Genomic DNA, 14,578 nt, shown 5'->3' on the forward strand with positions numbered 1-14,578 from the left:
GGATGGAACGCTCACGGTCTTACCAAGAAAACCCCAGCTGTGCCCAGAGCAAAGAATCTATTCCCAGCGAATTGGCAGATTCATTATCAGTGATTTTGCAGCTAAACATTCGTATTACTCTCAGGAATCGCTCCATGGCGGTGATTTTGCGAGATTTTGTTTCCCTCGGTGGGTTTTGTGCTCTAAGGTCCGATCCGGAATGCGTGAAGGTTTCCTGAAATCATCAGGTTCAACGGGGCACGCCAGCACAGTGTGGGGATGGGTGTCGAGATGACACGGTGGGGCGCGCGCGTCGGAGCCATGGTTGCAGTGGGGTTTATCGGCGGAGTGTGGGGCGGTGCCATCCCGGTAGCGTCGGCTGCGGTGGCCGCGGATGATTCGACGCCGCCGGCGGTGACGATGATGACCCCGGTTCCGGTCACGGCAGACGGCTCGACTGGTAGTTCCGTGACGGCGGCGAAAGCACGCCCAGCGGCGGCTACGTCCTGGCCCTCAGCGGTCTCAGCCAGCGTGTCGACCACGGTCGGCGGTGGGGCCAAATCTGCGGGGTCGTCGCCGGTCTCGATCCAAACCATCACCGGCGGTAGCGCAGCGCCGTCAACAACGCCGTCGCCTTCCGCGTCGGCCACCGGTAGCCCGTCTCCGTCGGGTGGGTTGCACATGTCTCCGCAAGCGAAAACACTTGCTACGACAGCAGGTTCAGCGCCGACCTCCACCGCAGCGGCGCCTTCACCATCATCGACTGCCTCGTCGGCATCGGCGGGGTCGCCGCAGCCGAGCCCGTCCTCGACAGCCTCGTCCTCGGCGGGTGCTGTGTCCTCGGGTGCGGCATCGTCGAATGCCACATCGGGCGCGGTGGTGTGGGGTGTGCAGGTTGCCAGCCATGCTGCGGCATCTAGTGCTGGGGTGACCGGTGTGCTGGTGCACGTGTCCCGGTCGGATGCGGGGTCTGCTGCTGGGGCGAAGATTTCGTTGTCGACTAAGCAGTGGGGGTCGGCGCAGGCTGAGTTCGGGTCACGGTTGCGGTGGGTCGCGATGCCCGCCTGCGCGCTGACGACGCCGTCGGTGGCGGCGTGTCGGGTGCAGACACCGTTGGTGACCACGACGGACGCGAAGACTTCCACGATTACCGCGGTGTTGCCGAGTTTCGCCAAGACCGGCGGCGTCAACGCGACCGCGGCTGCCACCCCCATGGCGAAGGGCGCGTCCGCTGCTGGTGCGGGCCTGTCCGCAGCGGCGTTGTCCAAGGACGTCAGCAACGGGGCGATGGTGGTCGCCGCGACGACTGGCGCGACGGGGGCGTCGGGGTCGTTCACGGCGACCTCGTTGCAACCACAGGGCACATGGTCAACCTCGGGTGCCTCGGGTGATTTCCAGTGGTCGTATCCGATCCAGGACCCGAACCCTGGGTACGGGGCGGATGTGGCCCCGGATGTGGATTTGTCGTATGACTCGGGTGCGGTGGATGGTCAGATCGCGGGCGGGAACACTCAGACCGGCCTGGTGGGTGAAGGCTGGGGTAACCCGGGCGAGTCGTACATTGAACGCACGTACCAGACGTGCTCGGATGACAGCTCGTTGCCGACCGCGGATCAGACTGGTGATGAGTGCTGGGCCGGGCAGATCTTGACGATGCAGTTGCAGGGCCAGTCAAACCCGATCGTGATCGATGACTCGAACGGCACCTACCACCTGCAAGGTGATGACGGGTCGAAGCTGGTCCGGTTGACTGGCGCCGATAACCACGCGTTGGCCGGGGAGTATTGGCAGCTGACCACCACCAACGGCGTCGTCTACACCTTCGGTGAGAATGTCCTGCCCGGTGGATCCGAGTCCACGGCAACCAACTCCGTCGACACTGAACCTGTCTACGGGCCGACCTCAGGTGACCCCTGCTACAACGCGACGTTCAAGGACGCGTCCTGCACCCAGGCGTACCGGTGGAACCTGGACATGGTCCAAGACCCGCACCACGTGACCACGATCTACAACTACACCAAAGAATCCAACTACTACGGCCCGGACAACAGCACAACCCCGACGACGTACGACCGGTACTCCGAGCTGGCGAGTGTGATTTATGGGATCCCGGCCACCTCGAGCAGTGTGTACGCCAACCCCGGCTCCGATCAGATCACCCTGGGGTATTCCCAGCGGTGCATCGCCTCCTCATCGTTCAACTGCGCTTCGTCCTCGTTTAATGCGGCGAACGCAGCCCAGTGGCCCGACACACCCCAGGACCTGGTGTGCGCGTCGACCGGAACATGCAACACCCACTCGCCGTCGTTTTGGACGCAGGTGCGGTTGACCTCGATCGCGACCGCGTACCGCTCCGGGTCCTCGTGGGTGCCCGTCGATTCCTACGCGGTGGGGCAGGACTTCCCCTCCAGCGGGGATGCTCAGATGGACATGACCTCCCTGACACAGACCGGGCATTCCGGGTCATCCACAGCCACATTGCCATCAGACCAATTCGAGTACATCACCTTGGCCAACCGGGTCACCGATGACAGCAACGACAACGAAATGCAGTACGACCGGCTCACGGACATCCTGACCGAGACCGGCGAACACATCCAGGCGTTCTACAACTCGATGCCGGGCCAGTCGGGGCGGTCGCAGCCACTGTGTACGACCAGCACCCTGCCCTCCGACGTCTCGGAAAACACGAGTGAGTGCTTCCCGGTGTACTGGACGCAGCCATACGCACCGACCCCGACCCTTGACTTCTTCCACAAGTACGTGGTCACTGAAGTCACCACTGGGTCAGTATCGGGGATCGTCCCGGAAAGGGTCGTGACCTACACCTACGAAGGGTCCCCGGCCTGGCATTACGACGACAACCCTTTGGTAAAAGCCAAAGACCGCACCTACGGTCAGTGGCGCGGCTACGGCAAGGTTCAGTCGGTGGTCGGTAGCGGGTCATCGGCGCAAACCACTGTGGACACCTATTTCCGCGGCATGGACGGCGACACGCTCCCCACGGGGACTCGGTCGGTGTCAATCACCGACTCCACCGGGCACTCCTACACCGACAGCAACCAGTACGCCGACACGCTACTGGAATCACAGGTGTACAACGGAACCGCACAGGTCTCAGCGACGATCACCGCACCCACGACAGTGGCCACGACTGCGTCGCAGGCCCGGTCCGGGATGCAGCCGCTGGTGGCGACTATGGTCCGGCCCGCCTCGACGATGGTGCTGCGGAACCTGGCCACCGGCGGGGAAGATGAAGTGCTGGACACCTATGGGTACGACGCTGAGGGTCGTCAGATCAGCGACTCTGAGACGGGGTCCGGTCTGGCACCAGCGTGCACGACCACCTCGTACGCGGACAACACCACCAGCTGGATCCGCGACGACGTCGCCGAAGTCATCCACTCCGCGCAGGCCTGTCCCGCAGCCGGGACCGCCCCTAGCGGGATCTCGTCCGATATCCGCTCCTACTACGACGGGTCCACCACCCTCGGCGCCGTCCCCGGCGCGGGGGACGAAACCGAGACGGACACCGCGATCAGCAGCACCCATTTCGCGAAAGTCACCACCGCCTACGACAGCCTGGGCCGGCAAACGTCGACTACTCAGTACACCTCCGCCACTGACACGACCGGTCGTACCTCGAGCACCGTCTACACTCCGTCGACGAGTGGACCGGTCACCCAAGTCGTGCAGAAGGACCCTTTGGGTCACACAAGTACGGAAGTTATTGATCCTGGCCGGTACCAGGTGACCTCCGAAACCGATGTGGCCGGGCACGTCACCACCGCAACCTATGACCCACTCGGCCGGCTGACCGCGGTGTGGAAGCCCGGGCAAACCCAAGGCTCCACCCCCGCCACGACCAGTTACGCCTACCAGGTGTCGCAGAGCAACCCTTCGACGGTGACCGCGACCACCCTGGTGGACGCGGGTACCGGCAGCACGTCCACCACCACGAATGTCACCTTGTACGACTCCTACGGCGAGGTGATCCAAACCCAGGACAGCGCTGTCGGTTCTGGGGCGATCGTGAACGACACCGCCTACGACGACGCCGGACGGGTCTCGGGTAACGACAACCACTTCTACATCACCGAAAACCCGTCCACCACCTTGCAGGTACCCACCACCGATGGGGACGCGTTCATCGCGAACCGCACCGTCACCTCCTACGACGGTGCCGGCCGCCCCACCACAGTGCAGTTGTATGACGGGAACACCCTGACCTCGACAACGACCACCGTCTACGGCGGAAACGCCACCACGGTGATCCCACCCACCGGTGGTGTCGAAATGACCACGATCACCAACCCGCGCGGGGAAACCACCGAAACTGATCGGTGGTCCAGCCCACCCACCTTCTCCGGGAACACGTATTCGGGTGGGACCGCGGTGCGTGACACGTACACGTTCAACGCCGCGGGTGAGCAAACCCAAATGGTCACCGCTGCGGGCACACCGCAGGCGGCGACGTTTACGACCAGTTACGACATGGCCGGACGTCAGACCTCAAGCGCGGACCCGGACAGTGGCACGACAACCACGTCCTATGACGACGCCGGGGACCCCATCAGCATCACCGACGCGCAAGGATCAACCGTCGCGCAGACCTTCGACGCCGACGGACGCCTCACCGGCCAGTACCAGGGCAGCACCTCTGGTACCCAGCTGACCGGCCTGGTGTATGACACGCTGCAGACCGGGCAGCAAACGTCCGCCACCCGCTACGTCGGCGGTAAGGCGTACACGACCGCCGCGACCGGGTACGACAATGCCGGCCGCCCCACCGGAACCTCGGTGTCCTTGTCCGTCCCCGGGTTCGCCGCCGCTTACACCTCACCAGAAACGTGGACCAGCACCGGCCTACTGAAGACAGCGACGATCCCCGCCGCCGGGTCAGCGCCAGCAGAAACGCTCACCTACGGGTATAACAACAACGGGGACCCGGTCAGTGTGACGGGTGGCAATCAGTATGTCGCCGCAGCGGATATCGACCATGACGGGAAACCGTTGGGCTACACCCTGGATCAAGGCACAGACACCACGTATCTGGCATTCCTATACGACGCGCAGACGCTGGATGTGACGCAACAGCAGTTCGACGCTGGTAGCACCGTCCTGGATAACACCACCACCTCTTACGATCTCGCTGGAAATATCACCTCCTCCACCGACACCCAGGGCGCGTCTGGGGCGGCCTCGACCACGACCTGTTACAACTACGACCACCTGGACGAGCTCACCCAGGCGTGGACGTCCACAGACAACTGCTCCGCGGACCCCTCCACCGCAGGCAACGCGACCGTGGGTGGGGCGGCACCGTTCTGGGAGTCTTGGACCTATGACGCGGGCGGATCGCGCACCACCCAAACCGCGCACCAACTCCCCGCGACCGCGACTCCGGTGTCCGGAACTAACCCGCTGACCCCGACCACGGGTGACAACGTGACCACCTCGGCGGTCGGGTCGACCGGTCACGCCCACGATCTGACCGGGACTACCACCACCGGCCCGAACGCAGGTTCCACTAGTCAGACCGTGAACGCGGACGGGCAGGTCACCGCGCGCACCACTGCAGGCGGGAGCCAGACTCTGACTTGGGACCCTCTGGGATTCCTGGCGTCGGTGACGACTCCTGCTGGGACGACCAGCTACGTCAATGACGCCAGCGGTGACCCGCTGCTGGAAACTGACCCGTCCGGTGCGACGACGTTGTACTTGGGTTCTGAGGATGTGACCGTCACCGGTGGTGCCGTCAGTAACGTCACCCGGTACTACGACATCGCTGGTCGGCAGATCGCCTACCGGGTCGGCACCGTGGGCCCCACCTACGTTGACGCCAACACTCAGGGCACCACGACCACCACATACACCCCCAGTGGGTCCGGTGGGACGCCGGCCGCGAATACGACTCGCCAGTACTTGGACCCGTACGGCAATAACCTTGCTGCGACATCGGCATCAGCCCTGGTCGCACCCACCCTGGCGACGAATCGGTCCTTCCTTGGTGCTGCCAGTAACGGTGACACCGGCCTGATCAGCACTGGCCTGCGCAAATATGACCCCACCACCGGCACCTTTATGTCTGTGGACCCCGTCCGAGACCCCTCAGCTGTGGATGAGCTCAACGGGTACGCCTACGGCGGTGGGAACCCCGTCACCAACAGTGACCCGACCGGTGCCCGGTACCCCTCCTCGGCAGAAAACGGGCCCCACTCCTACGGGTGCGGCAATTCCTGCTGGTCAGAAAGCGCCACCGCACGCTACGACTACTGGTACGACCACACCTACCTGCCCGAACTCCGCTGGGAATACTGGCAATCCCAAGCAGCGCTGCGTCGACAAGAAGCAGAAGCCGCCTACGATAGGCGCATCGCCGCCGAAGAATCCTGGTACAAGGAAATGCACGCCGGGTGGCGCGCACCCACCCCTGCACCCCATAAGAGTTCTGGAGGCGGCTTCTGGGGATTCGTCACTCACCACGCTGGCGCCATCCTCATGACCGGCGCCGTCGTCGGACTCACCGTCGTTAATGTCGTCCAAGGAGGAGCCGACCCCCTCACCGACGGACTCGAAGCAGAAGCCGTCGCCGACGATGTCTCCCTTATCGCTAGCGAAGACGCCGGAGAAGGAGCCGCGGCAGAAGGCTCTTCAAACGACATGTGCGCGACGCAGTCATTCATCCCCACCACCAAGGTGATCCTGGCGAGCGGAGCGACTGCTGCGATCAGCACGTTGAGGGTTGGGGAGAAGGTCGTAGCATCGGATCCAGTGACTGGAAAGACCACGACCAAAACCATCGATGCCGTGTGGATCAACCACGACACCGATTTGATGAACCTCGCGGTTCGTACTCAGTCCGGCAAACAGACCGTGATCCACACCACCGCACACCACCCGTTCTGGGATAACACAACCCACGCATGGACCGAAGTAGACTTCCTTCACCCCGGCGATGAACTGCGCTCTCTTAACGGCCAGCCCGTCACCGTAGTCGAACACACCGCGGTCACCGGCGCTGCGAACATGTGGGACCTCACCATCGACAATCTGCACGACTTCTACATCGCCACCGCAACCAACGCCGTCCTCGTCCATAACTACGGCTGCGATGAATGGGCGTCAAACTTCGCAAGCAAGAACGGCGGCGAGATCAAGTCATTCTCAGACCCGGATGGTCTTCCTTTGGGAGAATATCGCCCCGACGGACCGGACACGGACGCAGTTCCCGAGACATGGTTTCATCACACTGTAGTTTTGCGAGATGACCTGGTCTACGACGAATACAACCCCAATGGCGCCAGCATAGATGATTTCAAACAGATGTTTCAGTATCATGAGTTCATACACTTTGGATTTTAGGGCAAAAAAATGGACTTTGTTGATTTTTATCCAGATTTCAGAAAAAGGCCAGGAATGTATGTTCCAACCCTTTCGTATGTTAGTCTTTGCGGATTTATTGAAGGGTTCAGCCATGGATCGTCGACAACTAACCGAAAAGATTCGGTAATGGCCAGATTTGATGCGTGGCTTCTAGCAAGAAATGGCGTTCGACCTGAACTTGCGTGGCCGTCTCGCGTACTGTGCGAATTATATCCTCCCGATCAATTGCCAAGGGCGCGTGATTTCAACCTAGCGCAAGATCGCGAAGCGATGGCATTGTTGTTCAACCTCTTAGATGAATTTCTTGATCTAACTGCCGGAGCCAGTGATCAATAGGGTTTGCATCTGCTAAGCAGTACCGCGATACATCGGGACGCGCCGAAGAACGAAACGCGCCTCCACGCCAGCCTTTGTGGGCTCCAGCGGCACCGACCTCATTGTGCCCTCGATCAGAACGAACAAGTGGACTACGCGGTACTTGCGCTAGCTTCGTGCGGAGTCTGCGCGGCGCGTTCGTAGGCTCGAGGAGCAGATTGTGGACTTGACTGTTGCCGTTGCGCTCATCACTGGAGGATCCACTCTCGCGGCCGGCTTCGGAGCCGTTGGCCTCACGACTTGGTTTCAGCACCGAGAGCAAAAGGCTGCCGCAAAACGGCGCCTGGTTGCCGTGGTGGACGCGGCCGTGACCTCAGCTGCGGCGGGCATCGGGTCCGCGGCAGCCCTGGTCAAAGTCGACACTTCTTTTTCGCAGCGCGTTGCGACGCTGATGGGCGTCACGAGGCCCATCGATGCGCAACGTGCGATGGAAGCCGTGATGTCGCAAGTGTGGATTCTCGTCGAAGCCGTTGCGGAGGCGCGGCAGCTGGGGGACAATGACCTCTTTGAGGCCATTAGAGACGTGCACGACCGCTACCTCGACTTCCAGGGATTCTGGACGGACCAGATTGGCCGCGAACCGCGCAGCGCGGTAGAACGCGACGCGACGACTGAGGCGAGCATGCAAGCATTGTTCGCTGCTCTTGATCGTCTCCGCGCGGTCACCTTATAGGCGACTGTCACATCTATGCGGCGGTTAGACGCACCGTGTCTGTGTGAGATCTCGGTTGGGAGCAGCGCCGCGTTGCGCCTCACAATCGGGATATTGCGTGGACCTGTCGGACTACTGTTTGACGATGAATGCGTTGTCGTTGGACTACGCCGACCTCATGTCCACATTCCGCCCGCCACTGGACCTGGCGCTCGTGGGCACCGCGCTGCTGAAAGCCCTCGCGGACTCGTACGAAGCATCTTGACCATGAAGCGTGCACGGAACTAGACCAATACCGCGCGCTGGCTGACACGACCAGGTGGGCTCGCGGGCGACCTTCGAGACACTACGGCGCAGATGAGCCGAGCGCCGGTACCCTGTGCTGAAGGCAACGGACTCGAGACGACTAGCGATCCCGGGCCTGGGAGCGGAGGGGTGGCCGTGTGGTCCGACACTGAGACGAATATTGACTACATCAATTTTTCTACCGTCGCCGATTCTGTGGTCGAATTGATCGAGCAGGCGCAAGGAAAGCCTCTCTCTATCGGGATCTCGGGCGCCTGGGGAGTCGGCAAGTCTTCACTAGTGATGCTCACCAAGGAAGCACTCGAGCGCCGCGAACGAGAGCGGGCGCTCACAACTGGTGTCAAAGCGAGCGACTTTAAGTCGAAGTACATCTTCGTCTCCTTCAACGCCTGGCTCTATCAGGGCTACGACGACGCCCGAGCGGCGCTAATGGAAGCGATCGCGGTGAAGCTCGCCGAGGTCGCTGAGGAGCGTAAGACCGGAATCGACAAGACCCAGGATTTCCTGCGACGGATCGACTGGTTCCGGCTTGCGAGTCTGACCGCGTGGTCCGCGGCCGCCCTAGCACTCGGATTGCCACCAGTCGGATTGTTCGGTCAATTCGCGTCCTTGTTCACTCGGGGCCGTAAGGATGGCGTCGACGACGCATTGATCGAAGACGCCCAAGGCGCGATCACTGAAGGTGCCAAGCAAGCCAAGGGACTCCTCAAGGACAAGCCCGCTCAGGACGAGAGCCCCCGACAGCGGATCCAGGCCCTACGCGACTCCTTTGTCGCAGCCCTTGACGAGCTCAACGTCACCCTTGTGGTCTTGATCGATGACCTTGACCGGTGTCTGCCTGAAACCGCCGTCTCGACGCTTGAGGCTATCCGCCTGTTCCTCTTCTTGGATGGAACTGCTTTCGTCATCGCTGCCGACGATCAGATGATCAAGCACGCCGTCAAGAAGCACTTCGACCAGCCCGACGACGCCCTGGTCACGAACTACTTCGACAAGCTGATCCAGATCCCTATTCGTGTCCCGACGTTGGGCACGCAAGAAGTTCGCGCCTATATGTTCCTGCTCTACGTGCACAACAGCGCCCTGGGGGAAGAAGAACGGGAGACGATACGCGTCGCCGTTTGTGAGCGGCTGGCGACGACGTGGAAAGGGCTGCGCATAGACCGCGCGTTCATCCAGAGTCTGGGGATCGAGCTGCCGACCGAACTGGTCGCACAGCTTGACACCGCTGATCGCCTCACGGCCATTATGGCGACGGCCAGTGGAATCGCCGGCAATCCTCGGCTGGTCAAACGATTCCTCAATGCCCTCTCCGTGCGCATGGCCGTTGCTAAAAACCAAGGAGTCTTCGTTGACGAAGCGGCACTGGCGAAGTTGCTGCTTTTCGAGCGTCTCGCGCCACCAGAGCTTTACCGGGAATTGGCGACGAGCATTACCAACAGTGCGGACGGCAAACCGCACATGCTCGAAGGATGGGAACCCGTTGACTCCGTTTTGCACACTGAATTAAGAGGCATGGATATCTCTGTCGAGCCGGTCGATGAAGTCCGGCGCGCCGAAGAATCAGGTATCGAAACCAAGGAAGCGACGACTGACCAGGTCCTCGCCGAAGACGATTTCGCGGTGCAAGCCTCGGCTAACCATATTCCCGAGAGATGGGCGACAGGCTTTCCCAGGGAATGGCTCGCGCTGCCGCCTCGGCTGACGGATATCGACATGCGTGGTGCGCTCTATGTCAGCCGCGAGCACCTTCCCATCCTAACGGTCGAGGACGGCATGTCCTCGACCGTGGCTGAGCTTCTCAACGCGATCAAGGAACACCCAGGCGAAGCAGCTGCACTGACCGACCGTATTCGAACGCTCACCAGCGCCGAGCAAGCCGGTATCTTCGACTGCCTCCTCGACATCGCTCGCCCTATTGACGAGTGGGGCGTGCCAGAGATCCTCGAAGCCCTGCTGGTGATTGTCCAGGTCGCTCCTAGTTTGAGCGGAAGCTTGGCTGGTTTCCTCGGTGACCGACCGGCCGCCCAGATCCAGCCCGATCTCATTCCCCGGCTCTCTGGCTTGGTGTGGGCGAGTCGCTTGATGGAGACCTGGTTAACCAACCCCGATATCGAACAGCCTGTAAAGGTAGCCATCGAACAGAGAGTGGGCAATGGGAACATCGCAAAGTAGCGCCGGCCCAGGATCGAATGTAGCTCTTGTTCCACCGTGGGCCGAGCCGCTGCCAGAGGACGCAACCCTAGTCACGCTTGAGCCAGTGGCACCTGAGTCTGAGACCGAGCCCGACCGTCCGGTGCCCTCGGATCTGGACCAGCTAGCACCGGATCGGCGCTTTGTGAGCGCCCGACGCAACCTTGGGTCGTTCGCGAAGACCGGTAACGGTGTTAGCTTGCGCCGCGGTGTCGCCCACTATGTTGGCAATGGGTATGGCGGTCCTGGAACCATGTCTCGTCGCCTCGGGTCGATTCCCACTACCGCAAGATCGCTTAGCAGAGCCCTCGACCCCAACAACGCTGACCCGGGTTTGGATCGCGCCCTTCTGCAGGGCAAGTCAGCCGAGGAGGTCATCGATGCCGTGGTTGAGGCTGCTCGCCCTCAAGACGGCACCCAGGATGCCGAAGCGTCTCGTGAAGCGATTCGCAACGCCCTATCAGAGCTTTTGCACGAACACGCCGACATCGACCTCCTGAACATGAGCGACGATCAACGGGAGTTCGTCATCGAGCACTACACTGCCCATGACGTATATCGACGATTCCTCCTCGACATCGGTAAGCACGTCGTCGACAACGCGCCTAACGCCACCGTCGGCTTGGCGCGCCTCAAGCAGGCTCGCAGTTGCATCCGTCAAACGATCGCTGAATCGTTCCGACGTCTGCGCGAGACGGGCCGGTCGATGAACACGACCAACGTGCGGATTACCGTCGCGTACACCCTCAAAGACAGTCTGACTGTCTTTGAGGGGTATCTGGCATGAAGTACATCGTTCGCCCTTCTGGAGCAGACCCCGCTGCAAGGGGGCATATGCCGGACGGCGCAAGATTCGTCGAGCTGTATGCACGACCCGGTAATGCGCACGGCCTTACGGCGGGAGCCTCCATCCTCCAAGAAGTCCGGCGTGCTCATCTCGAGCCGAGCCTCCGCGCCTGGGACTTCCTCTCCATCGCCCTAGCCGCCGTCGTCGCGGACGCCGCGACTCTTCGTCGCAACAGTCCCGATGGCTGGACCCGTGAGATCAGCCTCGATCTCGCGTTGGCCGAACCGGAAGCATGGAAGCCTTATCTCTCCGTATTGACGAGTGCTCTCAGATTCCTCACCACCGACATCTGGGACATCGAGATCACGACGACGGCCACCGTCCCGTTCAAGACACCCACGGCCCCAGCGACGCACAATGCGGATTGCGTTGCTCTACTCTCCGGCGGGCTCGACAGCCTTATTGGCGGCATCGATCTCGTTCAGGCTGGCAGGAAGCCCTTCTTCGTCAGCCACACCGTGCGTGGGGACGCCGCCAAGCAGGAGGACTTCGCCACGCGTCTCGGCGTCAACGAAATGAGCATCCGGCTCAATCACAGCACGAAGGCAAGGAGCCTAGCCGGCTCGGACGAAACGAGCCAGCGCGTCCGGTCGCTGATCTTCATCGCCTACGCCGTGCTAGCCGCTTCAACGATCATTAGCCCGAACGGAGGGCCCGTTGACCTTTATATCAATGAAAACGGTTTCATCTCGATCAATCCTCCGTTGACACCTATGCGGGTAGGAAGCCTCAGCACCCGCACTGCACATCCGCGCTTCCTGGGTCTCCTCCAGCAACTGCTCGACGCAACCGGGCTAAACGTGCGCCTGATCAATCCCTATCGTTTACGCACCAAGGGACAGATGCTGGCGGAGTGCAAGAACCAGAAGCTACTGGCTGAACTCGCCGATCGAAGCACGAGCTGTGGTCGTTTCCAGCGGTACAACTACCGCCATTGCGGGAGGTGTCTTCCGTGCCAAGTTCGTCGTGCTGCATTCCTGGCGTGGAACCGGCCCGACGGCACCGAATATGTCTTCAGTGATCTGGGCCGCAAGGACAACGATCACTCGGCGTTCGACGACGTACGTGCGGTAGCTATTGCCCGTCTCACCGTCGAAGAGGATGGGTTCGCCTACTGGGCGGGAGGCTCCCTATCGTGGGTCCCTCTGAGCGAACGAGATGCAGTCAGGGTCATGCTGAAACATGGCATCCTCGAACTCGGCGAACTGCACGACCACTACCAAGTCACCTGAACAGGCATTGCTTCCCGCATGATCGACTTTCACTGCCATTTGGATCTGTATCCCGACCCTGAAGCCGCTGCTACCGGGGCACAACAGGACCAGGTGTCCGTGCTATCGGTTACCACAACGCCGTCCGCATTCACCGGCACGGCGACTCTGGCAGCCGGACGGCCCATGATCCGAACAGCCTTGGGCCTCCATCCCGAGCTAGCACACGAACGCAGTCACGAACTCCCGCTCTTTGACGAGCTCGTATGCACGACCCCGTTCGTAGGAGAGATCGGACTGGACGGCAGCTCTCGATTCGCTCAAACCCGAACAGTCCAGGCCGAAGTGTTCACCCATATTCTTCGCTCGTGCTGCGACGTCGGAGGACGGATTCTCTCGATCCACAGCCGAGGCGCCGTCAGGGCAACGCTCGACGCGCTGCGAGAGTCGCCCGACGCAGGGATCCCCGTGCTGCATTGGTTCACTGGCACAGCTCGCCAGGCAGAGAAGGCGATCGAGCAAGGTTGCTGGTTCAGCGTTGGGACGTCGATGCTGATATCCGCAAGGGGGCGCGAACTGGTTGCGATGTTTCCTCGAGATCGTGTACTTACCGAGACTGACGGGCCGTTCGCCACGCACGAAGATCGAACTGTGGTGCCGAGCGATGTTGCGGTCACGCAACGGTTGCTCGCCGCCTGCTGGGACATCGAGCCGTCGCAGGCGCAGGATCTAGTCGCCTCGAACTTGCAGGCACTCTTAGCTTCAGGAGCCGAGGATCGGTCGGCTGCTAGGCCAGGCGATGAGCCCCCCACGACGTAGGTTGCCGAACCCACGACTGTCTGGCAAACCATCACCGCTCCGCGATCCGCCCAACCGTGCCGGCGAAAGCTCATTCTGAGCGGTAGGACGCATTTATACATCGAAGGATTGCGCGCCTCATGCGTCTCTGGGCCGATTCGGGCGAGGCGGAGTGACGATGCCCCGCTTTACAAACCATCATTATCTCGAACTCCATCGTCGCCTGCGGGCATTGTGGCTTCAAGACGATGCCAACTATCTGGATTTCACAACCACAGAACAACTGACAATTCATCGCTTCTTTGCTCCGGGTAAAGATCTGGACGATGAGGCACTCCTCGCTCGCCGTCAGGAGATCACAAAGTTAGAGCCCTCGCTGCCACAGCGTGCTGGCCGCGCGATCGCTAATCTGGATCAAATCGAACGAATCGCCGCATACCGCCAGAACCGTGCCGAAGAACTCGCGCGCAATCCACCGCAGCCGCGCCCAAAAGGCCAACGAGTCACACGGCCGAAGGGCAGCGAATATAATATTACGGTTCGTGGTGTCATGCGCCCCGAGATTGACATCCAGCGTCTCGCTTGTGCCATCGTTCATATGGCGATGGATAAAGCTGAGAAGGAAGTTGCCGCTCAAAAGAAGCGCAAAAGAAGACTCAAGGACTCTGACTAATATCCCTAGTAGAGACGGAATTGCGTCACAACAACCCGCGACCACTCTTCTTTCTCGACATCCCCTGTAAGCTCGCACTTCGCAGGAGTAGTCGCACGACACCTTCGGAAACCCCAACCTGACGAGCAATCTCGAGCGCTGAGTCGCCACCCACGAAT

At 61.2% G+C, this 14,578-nt stretch carries 9 protein-coding genes; 8 read left to right on the forward strand and 1 reads right to left on the reverse strand.

Going from position 1 to position 14,578, the window contains the following annotated elements; genetic code table 11:
* Positions 1–182 precede the first annotated feature (182 nt).
* Positions 183–1,124 (reverse strand): hypothetical protein, encoded by a 942-nt coding sequence (locus BKA23_RS06950; protein ID WP_211841612.1) that lies wholly within the window; start codon positions 1,122–1,124, stop codon positions 183–185.
* Here BKA23_RS06950 and BKA23_RS06955 point away from each other — a divergent pair.
* The 8 genes from BKA23_RS06955 to BKA23_RS06990 all read left to right on the forward strand — a co-directional run bounded on the left by BKA23_RS06955 (position 1,096) and on the right by BKA23_RS06990 (position 14,420).
* Positions 1,096–7,344, forward strand: a complete 6,249-nt coding sequence (locus BKA23_RS06955) for a polymorphic toxin-type HINT domain-containing protein (RefSeq protein ID WP_211841613.1) — start codon at positions 1,096–1,098, stop codon at positions 7,342–7,344. The genes BKA23_RS06950 and BKA23_RS06955 overlap by 29 nt on opposite strands.
* A 9-nt stretch (positions 7,345–7,353) precedes the next feature.
* Positions 7,354–7,701: a hypothetical protein gene (locus tag BKA23_RS06960; protein WP_145226714.1), complete on the forward strand. Its 348-nt coding sequence runs from the start codon at positions 7,354–7,356 to the stop codon at positions 7,699–7,701.
* A gap of 199 nt (positions 7,702–7,900) precedes the next feature.
* Positions 7,901–8,413, forward strand: coding sequence for a hypothetical protein (locus BKA23_RS06965; protein WP_145226716.1), 513 nt, complete (start codon positions 7,901–7,903; stop codon positions 8,411–8,413).
* 414 nt (positions 8,414–8,827) lie between these two features.
* A complete protein-coding gene (locus BKA23_RS06970) occupies positions 8,828–10,873 on the forward strand; it encodes a KAP family P-loop NTPase fold protein (RefSeq protein ID WP_211841614.1) in 2,046 nt (681 codons plus the stop codon).
* A complete protein-coding gene (gene qatB / locus BKA23_RS18180) occupies positions 10,854–11,678 on the forward strand; it encodes a Qat anti-phage system associated protein QatB (protein ID WP_145226718.1) in 825 nt (274 codons plus the stop codon). The genes BKA23_RS06970 and qatB overlap by 20 nt, the downstream gene beginning before the upstream one ends.
* A complete protein-coding gene (gene qatC, locus BKA23_RS06980) occupies positions 11,675–12,970 on the forward strand; it encodes a Qat anti-phage system QueC-like protein QatC (protein WP_211841616.1) in 1,296 nt (431 codons plus the stop codon). The genes qatB and qatC overlap by 4 nt, the downstream gene beginning before the upstream one ends.
* 18 nt (positions 12,971–12,988) lie before the next feature.
* On the forward strand, positions 12,989–13,768 hold the full coding sequence (qatD, locus tag BKA23_RS18230) for a Qat anti-phage system TatD family nuclease QatD (protein WP_145226720.1): 780 nt from the start codon (positions 12,989–12,991) through the stop codon (positions 13,766–13,768).
* Positions 13,769–13,919: 151 nt separating this feature from the next.
* On the forward strand, positions 13,920–14,420 hold the full coding sequence (locus tag BKA23_RS06990; protein ID WP_145226722.1) for a hypothetical protein: 501 nt from the start codon (positions 13,920–13,922) through the stop codon (positions 14,418–14,420).
* Positions 14,421–14,578: the final 158 nt, after the last annotated feature.

It is taken from the genome of Rudaeicoccus suwonensis, assembly GCF_007829035.1.
GTDB lineage: Bacteria > Actinomycetota > Actinomycetes > Actinomycetales > Dermatophilaceae > Rudaeicoccus > Rudaeicoccus suwonensis.

What these genes read in the sequence shown, in the direction of transcription:
- qatC (WP_211841616.1), top strand. Translation starts at nt 11,675, where the DNA reads ATGAAGTACATCGTTCGCCCTTCTGGAGCAGACCCCGCTGCAAGGGGG.
- BKA23_RS06960 (WP_145226714.1), top strand. Translation starts at nt 7,354, where the DNA reads ATGGACTTTGTTGATTTTTATCCAGATTTCAGAAAAAGGCCAGGAATG.
- qatD (WP_145226720.1), top strand. Translation starts at nt 12,989, where the DNA reads ATGATCGACTTTCACTGCCATTTGGATCTGTATCCCGACCCTGAAGCC.
- qatB (WP_145226718.1), top strand. Translation starts at nt 10,854, where the DNA reads ATGGGAACATCGCAAAGTAGCGCCGGCCCAGGATCGAATGTAGCTCTT.